Raw genomic sequence first — 14734 nt, 5'->3', positions numbered from 1 at the left:
AAAAACAACCGGGAATAGAGCCGGGAAAAGCGTCGGGCGCCGGGTATATTCCCGGCATTGTGCTAGAAAGGACGTGCAGCACTTTCGGCCCAAAGTTGGCAACCAGAAGCCGGTTTCAAGGGAAGTCCGTCGATGCCCGAAACACGAGAAGTCAGATGCTCTAACTGCTCTGCCCCAATTCTGCATGATGGGCCCTGCAAGCAATGCGGGTCAGATAAACGCATGTTCTGCCAGACGATCGAATACGCCGTGAAGATGGACAGCGCGGTAACCATGAAACACAAGAGGCCCGGCAAGAAGAAGCCGTTGACGGAGGTGTTCACAGGCAGACAGTTACGAAAGGCTGTCGGTGACTTCATCAATAAGATACGCCGGATTGACCGCGCTGGCGATCGTTACACTGAGCGCGTGTGGGACGACAACGGCGTTGTTCTAAAGGATGTCGAGTATCCGCTCAGCGAAAAGAAGGGATCGGGTTCAGACAAGCCGGAACTGCGCGTAGCACGCGAAGCAGAGTGCGCCAAGAGGAAGCCGGAATGAAGATTGATCGATCACAATATGAAGCTTGGAAAGAGCGCTGTTCCGAGATTTACGGCGTAATCACCGATAAGAATAGCGATTGGGTCGCGCCGCTTTCGGCACTAACTCACCACATTGAAGGCATCTGTCCTGATAGGAACGTTCTTGCTCAAGCTAGGGACGCGCGACGGCATGCTACGGCGTTTGCGAACCCCGGACGGAAACAGCCCGCTGAAATTTATGACAGCTTCCTAAAATCGTGGCACAGGCTGGAAATTGCGATCGGCATGCACCTGTTAGACCGTCCGCCGACGACCTAGCAAACTAGGGAGCATCTATGCAGGCGTTCTTCTTTGTTTTGTTGATGTTTGCTGGCTTCGTTGCGTATTGGCTTCGGTGCAGGCATCGCTTTAGTTACGGGATTTTGGAAATCATTGCCGCAGTCGGCCTGATGATAATTGCCGTCTTCCATCCGGAGGCGGGTCACCTTTCCTTGGGAAACGGATCGGTATTCGGCGAAGTTCTGTCGTCCGCGCTTTCCTTCATTGCCTCTGTGTATCTGATGGTGCGGGGTCTTGATAACATGGACAACGATCTCCCACTGAGTTGGCGATCAAGGTGGGATCGGCTATTTCCCAAACCGGCGGCAAAGCCTTCCGTTCAATCGGCAGACCAGTCCGCCGCGATCTAACGCCGCCGCAACGGGCGAAACTGAACGCAAAGCGGACGGCGGCTTATGAAGCCGTGCATCCGGAGACGAAGAACGGGGCGACCGGGCGCGGGCGCCCTAAGGTTCGCCAGCTTGGCGAAGCTAACCGCTTCACCGCCGATACCGCGGCCAAGACTGGCAAGCCAGAACGGATGATCCAGCGCGACGCGACCCGCGCGAAGGCGCTAGGCCCCGATCTGGACCGCGTCGCTGGGACGTCGCTGGACAAGGGAAAACTAGGACGCGGGCGGTTCTGTCGTAGCCGATGAACCTTGCGCCGACGACATGGCCGATGCCCGGCCCGTCAGTTGGGCGGTCACGCCAATGACACGACCTGCTTCGTCGTACACTGGCTTAGGCTTCGCTTCCGGATGAGTAATCGCGAACAGGGCCAGTTCATGCAATTTGCGAAGTTGCTCCGCTTGGTCTCCTAGCCTTTTGGCTTCCCGCTTCAATTCATCGCCGGCCCTCATGTAGAAGAAAACAGACACGGCCACTGTGACGACCGAGCCGAGAAGAAAGTAGCCGAAGTTTTCCATCTATCACCTAGTTCGTTGCATCCACTTCGAATGGATGATCCGGGGCGCGGCCGACGCCGGCGCCGCCTCCGCGATGACCGACTGTCGTTCGGCTTCGCGCGCTAAATCTAGACCATACGCCCGGAGGCCGTGAAAGGCGGCGAGGGCGTACACACGGCAGTCCAGCGCTTCGTTTCGGGCGAACGCGGCCTTCGTCCACTCCCGCACCGCGACACTCTTGACGAACCGGCGGATCGGCCGTTCGGCCGTCAGCATGCGGAAGTAATCCAGATCGCGATCGATCGGGAAATGACAGCACCCCGGGCCGGGTTCGTCGATCGACAGCCGGGCCATGATGACTTCCTTCGCGGCGTCCACTCCGACCACGTAAAGCGGCGGTCGCCCCGGCTTTGGCCGCGATGGTCGCCGCGGCCAGATCGGCGCGCCGCGGATCGACGATCCCTTGATGGCCCAGACTTGCCGGCCATGACGTGGTGTCGCGAAGTCGTAGACGGTCTTGCTCCAATTGCCGGTGTCCACGGCGGCGGCCATGACCCGCAGCATGCGGCCGTCGCGCCGGCGGCGCGCGGCCGTCAGGATTGCATCGAGCCGCGCCCAAACGTCGCCGTCGGCGGGGTTGCCAGCCAGGGCGTGATATTCAAGGCTCCAGCTTTCTTCCCCTTTGCCCCAGCCGACGATTTCGCATTCAAGGCGATCTTGCTGGACGTCGACGCCGGCTGTGATGACGACGACGTCGTCCGGAACGTCGGCGCCCCAACTTTCCGCGCGCGCCATCAGCTGTGTCGGTTCTGGAATTTGCGCCGTTCGATCTTCGAATGGCTCGCCCAGCTTTAGATTGACCCACGTCTGAAGCCGCGGCGGATCGCGATAGACTGCGCCATGTTCGACCGCGATTTCGGCCCATGTCTCGAAAGGAGAATACAGGGCCGACAGATGGAAGCCCGCGGTCCGGCTGTCGCCGGCCGCCGTCGCTCGCCATTCCCCTTGCGCGAGCATTGCGCGCTTGTGCCGTTCATAGATCGCATCGCCGCAATGCTCGCACTGATACCAAGCGCCGCCGCGATGGTCCTGATCCCATCGGACTTGCGGCCAGCGTACCGTTTGGAACGCGCCACAGTGCGGGCAGGGACGAAGAACCTGCGCTGATCGCTTTCGGCGAACGCCTTGGCGATCCGCGATGCGCCTTCGATCGTCGGCGTCGAAACCATGAAGATTTTGCGCCGGCCGCGAAACGTCACGGTGCGCTGAATTGCGAGGGCGATCGGATCGCCTTCGCCGTCGGCGTCATGGGGGTAGCCGTCGACTTCGTCCAAGAAAATGTAGCGCGCGGGCGTCGATCGAAGCCCGACGGCGCTATTCGCACCGACGAAGGCGATCTGACCGCTGGGGAATGACTTGAGTGTCGCGGTGTTGCCGGGATCGCGCGACCGCGCCTTCGTGACGCGGTCGCGGACAGCGGGCGTGCTTTCGATCAGGGGATCGATGCGCGTGCGGACGTTGCGCCGCGCGCTTTCAGTCGTCGGCATGACATACAGCATCAGCCCGGGCGCGTTTGAAACGACATAGCCGACCCAGTTCAAGCCCGCTTCCGTCGCGCCCAGCTGCGCGCCCTTCATGAACACGACCCGTTCAACGCGGCGACGATGCCGACAACGCGTCCATGACTTCGCGCAGGTACGGCGCGCGATCAGTCCGCCATGGTCCGGGTTCGGATGCCGTATCAGGCAGCATGCGATGGGCGTCAGCCCATGCCGAGACGGTCAGGGGCGGTTCGGGAGCAAGCCCGCAACGCCAGATTTCGTCAACCCAAATGGCGCTTTCCACGGCCGACCACTATCGAAATGAAATAGCTGACCACAAAAATCGCATCAGGAAGATATAGGCGGTTATGATCAGCGCGATCTTCAGCCAAAAGGCGATCCAGATCGGCCGCTCCCACCACACCCCATGTTTTATGTCTTTATCTTCGGAGACATTCAGGTTTTCCTTGCTTCGGTAGAATACACGCCACAGTACCGATGCGATGCAATATTGCAGCATGTCGGCGATTAGAGACGCGACAATCAACAAGCCGGGGAGGACTAGTTCTTTTGGAACCGTTAATCCGGCGAGCGGCTCCTTCTTAAACAGCCAAATGATAGCAATCCCGGCGAAGGCAAGCTGACGGTTTAGATCACTGGCCTTGCCGGAAAACGTGTAGAAGGTCTCTCGATAGTCCTGAAGCTTCATGTTACTTGCGCCTCGGGCCGGTCCCGCCCGTGCGCCTGCGTGTTTTCTTGGCTGTTTTTCCTACAGCTGATTTTGCCTTCTTTGCCTTCTTTGCCTTCTTCGCCATATAGCCCCCGCAATTAAACAACGACACGTTGCAAGAGGTAGCAGTTCTCCAATTGCATGTGAAGGTTAGTCGCGGAGAAGGCTGTTGAGAGGCGTTGCCGCCAGTTCGGTCAGGTGATCTCGGACAAGCCGGTGAAGAACGGCATGCAGCTTCGTCGGGTCGACTTCCGCTTCCGTCGCAATCTGCGCCGTCGCGCGGGCAACCCAGCCGATCCATCGATCCCGTTCAGCGGTCGCCCGTTCGAAGATCGTCCGTTCAGTCTCCGCGCGGTCGACCAGTTCGCCGGATCGTTTGCGGAATTCCAATTCGCGGTTCTTGGCTTCCCACAGCATCTTCTAGCTGCGGGCTTCCGACGTTGACAGCGCGTCACCGCTGACGCCGGGCTTTCGGGCCTCGCGCCGATGCTGATCGATGTGGCGATCGAACCAGCGCTTCGCTTTGGCGAAGTCGATCTTGCCGTCTTTCCTGACGGGCAGCCCCTCCTCCGCCAACTGTGACACCCGCGGCCGGGTAACGCCGATCCGCCGACCGAATTCGGCCTTCGAGATAATTCTCGGATTAAGCATGGTCAGGACTTTGGACGCGGTAGCTTTGGCGGCACGGTGCGCTTCAGGACGGCGCTGCGTTCACTTAGCTTTTGATCGATTGCCGGCTGTATGAACCAGCGGTGAACGAAGTGCTTAAGAATATCGACCATCGTTGAGATGTCCGAAGGTGCGGGGGCCCATCCTCGATGGAGTGACGCACTTGCTGCGTCGGTGAGTGTCTCAAGCCTGTCCTTATCAAGATTGTTGATCTTACCGGCGTCGACCAAAGCATCCAGCTTTTGCTTGAAGGTCAATGCAGTATGAACACCAAGAGCCTCAGAGGCCAAATCGAAGGCGGTCCTCACGCCGGCAGCTGCCAGCCGCAGAAGGTCATGGTCAAGCGCGCCGTACAACTCTGTCATTACTCCATGAAGCCCCTCCAACTTCTCGTCTTCAAAACAATAGGCGGGAAACCATTGTGGTCGCGGTCGCTTCGCAGTCGCAGGCCAAAATTCCGTGGTTTCATCGTAAATAAGTTCGGTCTCCCCGGTTCGATCATCTACCCCATAGCTATAGTCCTCAGAAAATGTTCCTACAGTTCGGACGAAAACGTGCTCGCACCCGCAGCATTGCAATAGCAGCCACTCCTTGCGTTCCCAGACATTTTCATCGCTTGCGTAATCAATGTACTCACCATGCACATTACAATTTCTCTCTCCCTTACAGTCGGAGCAAAACGCCTTCTTCATCGCGGGCATCGTTGTCATCATCGATTGTATACCACTCTGCTTCGGAACCGATCTGCCACCGATCCTTCTGATCGGGAGACCCTATTAACCCGCACGCGGGGGGAATGCCGGTTTAATCGTAGCTCTTGATTGCCTCACACGCTTCGGCAGTGCTTTCATCCTTCGATCCGGCAACGAACTGCGACGAGATCGTAGCCATCAGGGGAGCATACCGGCCATCCGCGACGAAGTCGGACGGCTGGACGCCAATATCAGATGCCCACTTCGCAAACTTGTCAGTATGTGATTTCGAGGTGGGACATTTTTGCTCAAGCGCTATCACTCGCGCCACCATCATCACAAAGACCTTCACATCTTTTGGAACTGTTGTGTCTTGGTACCAATCAAGGAATTGACGACTATTGGCAGCTTTCTGTTCATTTTCGATTTTAAGTTCGTGAGACGCCCGATCCTCGGCGATCATTGCTTCTGCCGGCGGAATGGCACGCACCGGGTCAATACCAAAGCGTCTGTAAATTGTAATGCTGCCGCCGCCGCCTTTTCTTCGGAACGCTGTGCACTCAATCTTGACGCCGCGGACTTCACGATCTGCTACCTCGTTCGAGGTGGGCTTCAGAGCCCTTGTCAACGCAAGCAGTCGTCTCTGTCATGATTTCTGCGCGCGATGCACCTATTACGTATTCGCCGCCTTTAGCAACAATGGCCAATGTCGTTGATAATGGCTTTGCTTGCCCATCCCAATAAACTTCAAAAGATGCGTTTCGCTTCAGCAGAGAAGGGCAGCCGTACGTGATGCTATCCTTTCCCAATCGCCCTATTTCGACGTTCATAGTTCTCTGTCGCCCCGTCCCACCTCCAAGGTACGCTGCAAGCCGCTTTGCGCGAGCGAGACAAGTTTGCGCTTCGTCCTCAACGGGCGGTTTAGGCCGTGACATTGCTTGACTAACATCGGTGATCAGTACGGCCAGCACGCTGATGTCATCTATCAGTTTGCCGATTTCGATCGCAGGTCGTTCCAGCGGGATAGGATAATCTACCACGTTATCAATCGCGAACACGTGTTTGTCTGAAGCGCGTGCCGCTGTTTCGGAGGCGCCGGGACCTGTAAGCATCTGGACCTTCGTTTCGGCACAGAAATTTTTCTTGCTCAGGGAAACTGCACTCAGCGTTGCCAGCTGAGCGGCGAACCTGCTCCCCTGTTTGATTTCGTAGCGCCACGTCGACGGGTTTTCCAGTTTGCCGACATTCGGCCCTTCGTCTCTAAAGACGGTGGTCGCCGGGATTAGGATTTCAGCCTTCTCTCCGAGGCGGATGTCTTTGTCTGTCAGACAAATCCGTGCAGTTCCGGGTGCACCAGCTATGGGTGCTGACTGGGGTTGCTGTTCTATCGCCGGAGCGTTGTTAGCAGGTAGGGAAACCATGTCATCGTTTGGCGCTACCATTGGGGTCTGCTAGACGTTCGGGGCGATCTGGCTCGAACAAGGCGAGCGATACAACTGAGGTGATAGCCGAGGCGACGAACGCGAGTTTAGCGCGCCGCCTCAAGCGTCGGCTTAGCATTGTCAGGAGACTGACAGGAAGCGCCGCAAGGCTTAGCAGAAAAAGGAATGCGTATAGTAAGTTCAAGGCTGTTTCCCCCCAGCAAAGCAGTACCTTACCGGCTCTCATCGTTGCGCCTCAATGCAACTTTAGCGGCACATTTATGTCCAAGGTTCAGGCAGGGCCGAAAAGTAAAGTCAATTCGAGAAGCCGACGCTAGGCGCGCTTCGGGGGCCTCTCGCCCGCATGATCCGGCGAGGGAAGGACCCGCCGTCTGACGGGGCGAAGGGCATGGGCCGGGGCCGGTCGGCTTGGCGCCGCCGGCCCCTTGTGGACACGGCTGGTCGAACTCGCCGGTGTACCAGTCGACCAGAAATTCGGTCCCCGTTCCTTCCAAACAAAGAAGACCGTTCCCTTCTTCCTTCCGAACAACAGTCTTGATCGACGGAACGCTGTTGTCCCTTTCAACAACGACAGTGTCGTTTGTGGTCGGACGATTGTCGAAGCCGGTCTGCGTTGAGGCCGTAGCGCGCTTAGCGCGCGCCCGGCCGTTCAGCACCGCTGCATCGACGGATGCGCCTTGTGCTCCACTGAGGCTGTGCATGCCCGAGGCAGGACGTCCCTGAAGACCTATTCTACTATTGGTACTCTTAGCTGCGGACACGGTTTTTCTATCGATAGATTTTCGTGTCCGCAGCCTGAGGGACAGGGGAGGACAAACGGTTTGTCCCTGTCTTGTCCCCCCTTGTCCCTTGCGCTGATCCACGCGACCAGCATGCCGCGAAAACCGGGTTCGACCTCCTTATGCAGGAAGCCTTCCGCGATCGCACAGGCGATCGCCCTGTGAACCGCGTCCACAAGGCTGGGACCTTTCAGGTGCGCGTAGTGCACGCGACGCTTCAGCTTCGCGCACAGTTCTTTGACGGTGCACCACTCGCCGGGCTGTAGGACGTCGGCGATGGCATTGGCCCGGGCGACTGGTAAGGGAGGGGCTTCCGGTTCGTTAAGCTTCTGTTGCTGCCTCTTTTCACGTCTGGCGGCCGTGTTCTTCATCTTCCGCGTGGCGGCCATATCGGCGTCGGAAGCGCCGGCCGGGCGGATCGTCGTGATCCCGCAGCCGTCGTGTTCTTCCCACGTCAGCCCTAGGGCGTCGCCAAGTGCCGCCGGCGTCCAGAACTTCTTCCGTCGGATAGCGCTGTCGACGGCGGCGGGGCGATCCCCCGGCGCCATCCACGGGCAGGACAGGATTAGGAAGTCAAACGCGTCGCGTTCGCCGTCCGGATGGGAGCGCCTTTCGGCGTGGGTGAAGGCGCCCACCGAATGCGGCCCGATTCCGTGATGACAGCGCGCCGGCGGCGGATGGCGCGCGCAAACGTCTCGGTCTCGACTAGAGTGACATGTCCGAAATGACGGCGAAGCTCGCTGATCTTGCGTCCGCCACCGCGGATCATGAGAACCAGCGGCCGGCCGACGCGGTCGGCCACCTTGCCGAGCTGCTCGACGTGCCAATCAAAGCGCTCGCCGCGACCGCCCCCGGTGGCGAACTCGAAGGCAAGCATCTCGATCTCCGGCCGTTTGGCGATGAGCTCCCCCCATCGTTTGTAATCCTGGTCTGTGCGGGCGTTGACGTGGAGTGCGGCGGGCAGGCCGGCCGCCGCCATCTCCGTCCACGCGAGCAGGATGCGCTTCATGGCGTAGAGATTGTCCATCCGCGGCACGTCGGTGAGCACGCTGAAGTTCGGCGTTGTGGTAACGGCGATGCCCAATCGCGCGAGGCCGGCAAGGATCTCTCGACGGTTCGGAAGCTCCCACCAGCGTTCGAGGGGACCGTCCTTGTCCACCCCACTGAGGATGACAGTGGCGGTAGACGGGATGAGAAACCGCTCGGCAAGCGCCTGCCGTGACGTGGCGTGCAGCGCGCCTGTTGCCATGTTGACCAGCTCGTAAAGCGACAAGGCGACGACCGGTTCGTTCAGCGTCGACGCGCGTCCATAGCGATGATCGACGAACGGGATGATGCCCGGCAACTGTGGAACGCCCTGCGCCTTAACTCGCGGCGCGGTGTCGAACGACAGCCCGCCGACTTCCCGCATTCGAGCCACGAAAACGCGAGGATTGAAGCGGCACACCATGTCGCATTGGTTCTTATCTCGGCACGAACACAAGTCGCGGCAGTCGAGAACGCCGGCGTCGGTGTGAACGCCGCCGCAGCGCCCGAATTCCAGGCAGGTGGGGCAACCCAGCGAGGGTGAGTGACGGGTGTCATCGTCCCAAAGGCGCTGGGGTTGCGGAAATTGACGCGACGGTTCGTGCGGTGGACGCTTGCTCATCGGATGCTGATCTCCCCGGTGTCGCCAAACAGGCCGATGCGCTCTACTGTCCCCTCGGCATAGCCGCCGCCGCTTTCGAGTGCGGCAGAGAGGTCAGCGGAGGGATTTGGCGCCCGACCGATCGAGCGCAGGCCATCACTAACGGTGATGCCGGCCGGGCCACTTTCGACAATGACGATGTCGCCGGCGTGCAACGATGCGCCTGGCTGAAGCTCGACCGTCACGGTGCGGGCGGCCTCCGACATGGTGAGATCGAGGAGGGTCGGCTGCTTCAGGCGGTTCAAGCCGCCGTTCCAGCGCTTCTTCCACGGCTTGCCCGTCGCGGCGCGAATATAATCGAGGCCCATCAAACAATCTCCAGGAGGGAGCTGAACGATTTGGTCTTGCCGACCTTGCGCTCGATCAGAACCCCTTTCGCGGCGAGGCCGGAGAGGCGGTTGTTCCAAGCAGTCGGTCCAATGGTCTGATCGGAAAAACGGGCGGCGAGCTCAGGCGCCGTTACGGCGCCGAGATCGCGAACGGCGTCGAAGGTCGCTCGCTGCGCCGGATCGAGATCGCCAAGCAGCCGAGCACCACTCACCTGCTCGGTGGCATCGAGGTCACAAATCCAGAACACATCATTGCGGGCCCGCACGAAGAACTCGAGCTCCTCGAGGACCGCGGGAGCCATATTGGCGGCCACCGGGTAGACGTTGATCAGAGTCCGGCGCGCATAGTCGCGGAAGCCGATGACGGCCCCGCGCAGGAAAGAACTGGTTGCCACCTCTACCCCCTTGAAATCGAGGAACACCGCCTTCGCCTCCTCGGAAGAGGGGGTCGTTGCGATCAAAGCCGTCAGCAGCTTCCGTCCAGCCATGCCGCCGGAAAACACGCTGCGTCCGTCCGCCAGGCTCAATAAGCCATGCCGCATTCACTATCCTCACGTGATGTATGTGAAGATAGCTAGGGATGAGGTCTCGTCAAGGGCACGCTACGATCCGCCAGAGTTCTCCACAGCCTGCCCCGGCCCTTCATCAGCCGAGATTTCCGGATTTCCTCTTGTCTGAAAATCGGACATGAATTATATTTAAGTCCGATATACAGACTTGGATTGGCGCAAACGGAGGCTATCGATGGCCACCACGTTTTCTACCCCTCAGGTCGCAGCATTTCCGGCCGCGCAGGTTGAGGCCTGCATCCGAGATGCACTCATCCTTCAGGCCGCCGATCAAGCCATCCTGCGGCTGCATGTTCCCGCGACAACAGGCATTGTCCCGGGTCCTTCATGGGGGCCGGAGGTCGATTCGCTCGTCGCGGTCGAAATCATCTGTGCGGTTGAAGAGATGCTAGGACTTAAGCTGCCGGCCACGTTCTCTCCTCGAGGTGGCTACGATTGCGCCGAAGCCTGCGTCAACGACCTCATGTCCCAGGCACAGATGGTCTGGGAGCAGTCGATGAAGGAGACCCAAAACCATGACCAATGATCGCGTCGGCTTTTCGCAGCCACCAGCAGAACCAGATCGCCAGGTACTTGGTGAGCGCCTTAAAGAGGCGCGCGAATACGTCGGTCTCAAGCAGGATGACGTTGCCAAGGTCCTCGCCATACCGCGCAGCGCGCTATCGAATATCGAAGCTGGTACGCGGAAGGTCGACGCCATCGAGCTCGCGCGATTGGCAAAACTGTATCAGCGACCCCTTGCGTGGTTTACCGGAGAAGATCCCAATGCGACCACCGAGTTTGCGAAGGAGGTTGCTCACGTCGCGCGCGCTGCCGCTACCCTTTCGCAGCAAGATCGCCAGGAGCTAGCGCGCTTCGCCGACTTCCTGAAATCACGCGCAAAAGCCAAGGCTACGTCCGATGGTCGATAATCGCGCGGCCATACTGACGGGCGCCAAAGCGGCGCATACGCTCCATCGCGATCTCGGCATTCGAGAGCAAATCGAGCGCGGCAATGCCAGCCGCATCGATGTGTTCTCGGCCATCTCCAAGCTCGGGGCGACGCTCATGTTTCAGCCGCTGGATAAGCTTCTCGGTGCCTATCTGCCCAGCGAAGAGCTTGGTGTCCTGATCACGACCAGGCGGCAACTACCGGTGCAGAGATTCACCGGCGCCCATGAGCTCGGCCACCTCTACATGCGTCATGAGCCGAGTCTCGATGACGATAACATCCTGAGACGCTCGCCTTTCTCGACAACCGGCACCGCAGACCGGCAGGAGCGGGAGGCCGATGCCTTCGCGTCGATGTTTCTGGCGCCGGCCTGGCTGGTCGCTTTGATGTTGCAGCGACAGGGCTGGTCGGCCCGTCAACTCGCAGATCCCGCCTATATGTATCAGGCTTCGCTTCGTCTCGGCACCAGCTATCGCGCGACCTGCTACGCGTTGGAGCGTCACAAGGTGATTAGCCGCGCCCAGCGTGAGCGATTGATCGATGTCGAGCCCAAGCAGATCAAGCAAGAATTTCTCGGCGATTACAAGCCACCGGATTGGCACGTCGACGTCTGGCTTCTGACCGAGCGCGACGAAGGCTCACTGATTGAAGGTGGTCGTAATGATCTTTTCGTCGTCAAGCTGCGGGAGAACAGCGGCGCGGGCTATCTTTGGAATTTCGACCAGCTGCGTGATGCGGGCTTTGCGCTCGTCGACGATGATCGCGAGGATACCGCACCGGACGCGATCGGCGGCGCCTTGACGCGTAAAGTGACGGCGCGATCGGAGGATCGTCTGCAAGGTGAAGTCACGCTGCGAGAATCGCGGCCCTGGGCCGCCGACGTTCCGCTTCACCAACTCCTTCTTCGCTACGATCTCCGCGGTCCGGAAAGCCCCGGAATGTGGGAGCCAGAACTCAGGCGGGTGCTGCAGGCTGCATAAGCATGGTCAAAATCATTGTCGACCTGCGCAGCAACTTCGGCGTTGCGCGGGATCAGAATCCTCGTCCCACATGCATGGCGTTCGCAGCGAGCGATACCCATGCGGCGCTACGATCGGGATGCACGCCCCTGTCGGCCGAATGGGCCTACTATCACGCCGTCAAGCGTGATGGCGGCCAGCCGGAGGATGGTTCGACGCTGGCCTCCATGCTTGCCGTCATCAAGTCAGATGGCCAACCGGTCGAACCGGATTGGCCCTATATCCGGACCACTCCGATCGACGTCGCGACTTGGCTCCCGCCCAAGCCGACCGCGCTGTTTTTCCGCGATCACGCGCCATGCACCGTGGGCTTCCAGGATCTGATCGATCAGCTTGATGCGGGCGTGCCAGTCCTGATCACGATGACCGTCTCGAACGCATTCTATCTTCCTGATACTGGCGGTGTTGTTGACCGCAACGAGGCCGTCGATCCAAAGCGGCGCCACGCTGTCGTCGCAGCTGGTTATGGCGAGCGTGGGGGCAGGAGACTGATCTTGATCCGCAATTCCTGGGGCGAGGGGTGGGGTCTCAACGGATATGCCTGGCTTGCAGAGGATTATTTAACGCCTCGCCTCATCGAGGCTTCCATTCTGACGACGGAGGTTTGATCCATGTATACGCCAATTGCGACGCAGCCGACCAATGCCCAAGCCTGGCTCGCCGCTGCCGCCGCCGTACATGACGCGGGAGGCGAAGCTTATAACGTCATCATCGATATTGAAGACCCCCTCGGCATTTCGCCAAATGATCACGCGATTCTTCGGTCCGTCGACGACTTTCTCCGTCGACATCATGCCAACACCGTCTCGAGTGTCGCCAATACGATCTTTCCGCAAGGCCTGCTCGATCGGCACGGGGCGGATGGTCTTTATCCTGCCTATGAAGCAGTCCTGCCACGCATGAAGCAGATGACGCGCGATTGGGGCCGCTATTTCGAGCGCATGACGGCATGGAAGAAGGTCAAAGGACAGGACATCCGCGTCATCAATCCTCTGGACGATCTGATCAAATTCATGAAAACCCAGATCGAGTCGGAACGGACCTATCGCAACACCTACGAAATGACGATCTACGACCCGGCGCGAGACGCCGGCAAGGTATCCAACCGCCAGTGCCTGAGTTTCCTGAGCTTCAAGCTCACCGATGACAAGACCTTGATGCTCACCGTAATGTATCGCAACCATCATTACATCGGGCGCGCCCTTGGCAATTTCGTTGGTCTGGGTCGTCTGCAGGCTTTCGTCGCAGCGCAGTCAGGAGCGCGCCTCGGCTCGTTAACCTGCATTTCGACGCATGCCGAGATCGACGCCGGCAAGAAGACTCAGAACGGCGTGGTGCACGGCTGGAGCATCTCTGAGGCGAACGATCTCATTAGGCAGTGTCGTGCCTTGCCCCTTCCGACGTCGCCATATGCTCCGTTTACCCTTCAGGCCAGCGCTCAAACCGAACTTCCCGCTTGATGAGATCCGCCGTCACGATCCCGCGCCTGTGAACCTGCAGCTCGCGAAAGACGGCATACCCTTGCAGAATGGCGCGGTCCCACATCCATAGCGGCAGGCGGTGCGCCTCGTAGCCCTGTACAAAGTTTTTAACCGCCTTCAAAAGGTCAAGCCCAAGACGTGGCGTGTGGGCGAAGAACTGATGCCGCTTCGCGGTCTCGAAAATCCACGTCGAAAGCCCTTCCTCGATTAGATTGGCGCGCGCGCCATCTTCGTTCTCATCGATGGCCGACAGGCTTTTCCGCTTGATCTTCAGCAAGGCCCGCGTGGTGGGAGACCACCCCAGCACCGCTGCAAAGGCCAGGTGAAAGACGTCATGAAAGCGATAGTCGTCTTCCGGAAGATGATTGTCGGTCAGCCGGTCACCCAGCAGGATTCCCCCCGTTTTCTGAAAGACGAACTTCTTGCCGTTGACCTCGCGCTCATAAACCTCAACTCGCAACACGCGAGGAAGCTGTTCGTCAACATGCAGCCCTTCGTCGAACAACGGCGGAAATATGGGCTGCGTGGGCCAGCTTTCCTGCGTTTTGGTAATGTTCTTGGATCCGGCCTCGTCGAGCGATACCTCCGCTGCCGATGCCGCGTGGCCCAATGGACGGACAAACTTGATCAGGTCGCCGCGGAGAGCATCAACATTCTGCGTGTAGTTGCCGCCCACATACCGCTTGGCAAGGTCGCCGGCCTCGCCTGCGAGCTCGAGCAACGACTCCTCGAACGCGCTTTCGTCAATGCCGCGCGAGCTGCTGGGCGCCAAGGCCCCCAACGTCACCGTGCCGAGGCCTGCCGCATCGCCGATCGCGCGCAACAAAACGTCCTCCATCGTCGTTCCTCCGCGGCGCGCCACAGCAGAAACGTACCACAGGACATCACCCAGCTCCTCTACAACAGCGTCGTGATATCCAAGAAATCCGTCCGTGTCCCGACGCTTTTTCTTCAGCGCGCTGACGAGACTGCCGACCTCTCCGACCAGGCCGAGCAGGGCGGTTTCTAACCTTTGCTCAAGCTTGTCCGTGGCGATCGCGTTTCGCTCAAATTCGGACACCGATATCCGCCGATCAACGCCTTTCACCATCTATTCCTCTCTTCCTGTTCGGGCCATCG

22 protein-coding genes are annotated in these 14734 nt (G+C 59.4%); 8 read left to right on the top strand and 14 right to left on the bottom strand.

The features are described from left to right. Window positions 1-222: 222 nt before the first annotated feature. Genes QA643_RS24900 through QA643_RS24890 form a run of 3 tightly spaced genes read left to right on the top strand, consistent with a single transcriptional unit; the run spans window position 223 to window position 1210 of the window. Entirely contained in the window at window positions 223-540 is a 318-nt protein-coding gene (locus tag QA643_RS24900; RefSeq protein ID WP_283028507.1) for a hypothetical protein, read from the top strand. Continuing rightward, the gene (locus tag QA643_RS24895) at window positions 537-839 is read left to right on the top strand and encodes a hypothetical protein (protein WP_283028506.1); all 303 of its coding nucleotides are present in this window, start codon (window positions 537-539) and stop codon (window positions 837-839) included. Before QA643_RS24900 ends, QA643_RS24895 begins: the two co-directional genes overlap by 4 nt. 17 nt (window positions 840-856) lie before the next feature. Beyond that, window positions 857-1210: a hypothetical protein gene (locus tag QA643_RS24890; RefSeq protein WP_283028505.1), complete on the top strand. Its 354-nt coding sequence runs from the start codon at window positions 857-859 to the stop codon at window positions 1208-1210. A 254-nt stretch (window positions 1211-1464) separates the two neighbouring features. On the opposite strand, the gene QA643_RS24885 is transcribed toward QA643_RS24890, so the two are convergent. The 13 genes from QA643_RS24885 to QA643_RS24830 all read right to left on the bottom strand — a co-directional run bounded on the left by QA643_RS24885 (window position 1465) and on the right by QA643_RS24830 (window position 10157). Further along, window positions 1465-1767, bottom strand: a complete 303-nt coding sequence (locus tag QA643_RS24885) for a hypothetical protein (RefSeq protein WP_283028504.1) — start codon at window positions 1765-1767, stop codon at window positions 1465-1467. 3 nt (window positions 1768-1770) lie between these two features. After that, the gene (locus QA643_RS38715) at window positions 1771-2661 is read right to left on the bottom strand and encodes a terminase gpA endonuclease subunit (protein WP_349253294.1); all 891 of its coding nucleotides are present in this window, start codon (window positions 2659-2661) and stop codon (window positions 1771-1773) included. Continuing rightward, complete coding sequence (locus QA643_RS38710; protein WP_349253219.1) at window positions 2598-3383, bottom strand: phage terminase large subunit family protein; 786 nt, start codon at window positions 3381-3383, stop codon at window positions 2598-2600. The genes QA643_RS38715 and QA643_RS38710 overlap by 64 nt, the downstream gene beginning before the upstream one ends. A 217-nt stretch (window positions 3384-3600) precedes the next feature. Then, window positions 3601-3996, bottom strand: coding sequence for a hypothetical protein (locus tag QA643_RS24875; RefSeq protein ID WP_283028503.1), 396 nt, complete (start codon window positions 3994-3996; stop codon window positions 3601-3603). Window positions 3997-4167: 171 nt separating this feature from the next. Further along, window positions 4168-4434 (bottom strand): hypothetical protein, encoded by a 267-nt coding sequence (locus QA643_RS24870; protein WP_283028502.1) that lies wholly within the window; start codon window positions 4432-4434, stop codon window positions 4168-4170. A 3-nt stretch (window positions 4435-4437) separates the two neighbouring features. Next, window positions 4438-4668: a hypothetical protein gene (locus QA643_RS24865; protein WP_283028501.1), complete on the bottom strand. Its 231-nt coding sequence runs from the start codon at window positions 4666-4668 to the stop codon at window positions 4438-4440. A gap of 2 nt (window positions 4669-4670) precedes the next feature. Continuing rightward, complete coding sequence (locus QA643_RS24860; RefSeq protein WP_283028500.1) at window positions 4671-5378, bottom strand: DUF4145 domain-containing protein; 708 nt, start codon at window positions 5376-5378, stop codon at window positions 4671-4673. 112 nt (window positions 5379-5490) lie between these two features. Continuing rightward, window positions 5491-6006 carry a hypothetical protein gene (locus tag QA643_RS24855; protein ID WP_283028499.1) on the bottom strand — a complete coding sequence of 172 codons (516 nt, stop codon included), beginning with the start codon at window positions 6004-6006 and terminating at the stop codon, window positions 5491-5493. After that, entirely contained in the window at window positions 5960-6820 is an 861-nt protein-coding gene (locus QA643_RS24850) for a hypothetical protein (RefSeq protein ID WP_283028498.1), read from the bottom strand. The genes QA643_RS24855 and QA643_RS24850 overlap by 47 nt, the downstream gene beginning before the upstream one ends. 727 nt (window positions 6821-7547) lie before the next feature. After that, window positions 7548-8234 (bottom strand): hypothetical protein, encoded by a 687-nt coding sequence (locus QA643_RS24845; protein ID WP_283028497.1) that lies wholly within the window; start codon window positions 8232-8234, stop codon window positions 7548-7550. Beyond that, window positions 8165-9247, bottom strand: coding sequence for a DUF4417 domain-containing protein (locus QA643_RS24840; RefSeq protein ID WP_283028496.1), 1083 nt, complete (start codon window positions 9245-9247; stop codon window positions 8165-8167). The genes QA643_RS24845 and QA643_RS24840 overlap by 70 nt, the downstream gene beginning before the upstream one ends. Then, window positions 9244-9594 carry a hypothetical protein gene (locus QA643_RS24835; protein ID WP_283034922.1) on the bottom strand — a complete coding sequence of 117 codons (351 nt, stop codon included), beginning with the start codon at window positions 9592-9594 and terminating at the stop codon, window positions 9244-9246. Before QA643_RS24835 ends, QA643_RS24840 begins: the two co-directional genes overlap by 4 nt. Beyond that, window positions 9594-10157 carry a hypothetical protein gene (locus QA643_RS24830; protein ID WP_283028495.1) on the bottom strand — a complete coding sequence of 188 codons (564 nt, stop codon included), beginning with the start codon at window positions 10155-10157 and terminating at the stop codon, window positions 9594-9596. Before QA643_RS24830 ends, QA643_RS24835 begins: the two co-directional genes overlap by 1 nt. Window positions 10158-10359: 202 nt before the next feature. Between QA643_RS24830 and QA643_RS24825 the strand changes: the two genes are divergently transcribed. Genes QA643_RS24825 through QA643_RS24805 form a run of 5 tightly spaced genes read left to right on the top strand, consistent with a single transcriptional unit; the run spans window position 10360 to window position 13594 of the window. Beyond that, a complete protein-coding gene (locus tag QA643_RS24825; protein WP_283028494.1) occupies window positions 10360-10710 on the top strand; it encodes an acyl carrier protein in 351 nt (116 codons plus the stop codon). Continuing rightward, on the top strand, window positions 10700-11095 hold the full coding sequence (locus tag QA643_RS24820) for a helix-turn-helix transcriptional regulator (RefSeq protein WP_283028493.1): 396 nt from the start codon (window positions 10700-10702) through the stop codon (window positions 11093-11095). The genes QA643_RS24825 and QA643_RS24820 overlap by 11 nt, the downstream gene beginning before the upstream one ends. Further along, window positions 11085-12095, top strand: coding sequence for an ImmA/IrrE family metallo-endopeptidase (locus QA643_RS24815; protein WP_283028492.1), 1011 nt, complete (start codon window positions 11085-11087; stop codon window positions 12093-12095). The genes QA643_RS24820 and QA643_RS24815 overlap by 11 nt, the downstream gene beginning before the upstream one ends. Window positions 12096-12097: 2 nt before the next feature. After that, the gene (locus tag QA643_RS24810; RefSeq protein WP_283028491.1) at window positions 12098-12742 is read left to right on the top strand and encodes a C1 family peptidase; all 645 of its coding nucleotides are present in this window, start codon (window positions 12098-12100) and stop codon (window positions 12740-12742) included. A 3-nt stretch (window positions 12743-12745) separates the two neighbouring features. After that, window positions 12746-13594, top strand: a complete 849-nt coding sequence (locus tag QA643_RS24805) for a hypothetical protein (protein WP_283028490.1) — start codon at window positions 12746-12748, stop codon at window positions 13592-13594. On the opposite strand, the gene QA643_RS24800 is transcribed toward QA643_RS24805, so the two are convergent. Beyond that, window positions 13554-14705 (bottom strand): nucleoside triphosphate pyrophosphohydrolase family protein, encoded by a 1152-nt coding sequence (locus QA643_RS24800; RefSeq protein WP_283028489.1) that lies wholly within the window; start codon window positions 14703-14705, stop codon window positions 13554-13556. The two genes, QA643_RS24805 and QA643_RS24800, sit on opposite strands and share 41 nt — an antisense overlap. Window positions 14706-14734 lie beyond the last annotated feature (29 nt).

The sequence above is a fragment of the Bradyrhizobium sp. CB3481 genome, assembly GCF_029714305.1.
Classification (GTDB): domain Bacteria; phylum Pseudomonadota; class Alphaproteobacteria; order Rhizobiales; family Xanthobacteraceae; genus Bradyrhizobium.
Note: the sequence above shows the minus strand (reverse complement) of the source record. Positions and strands in the feature narration are given on the sequence as shown.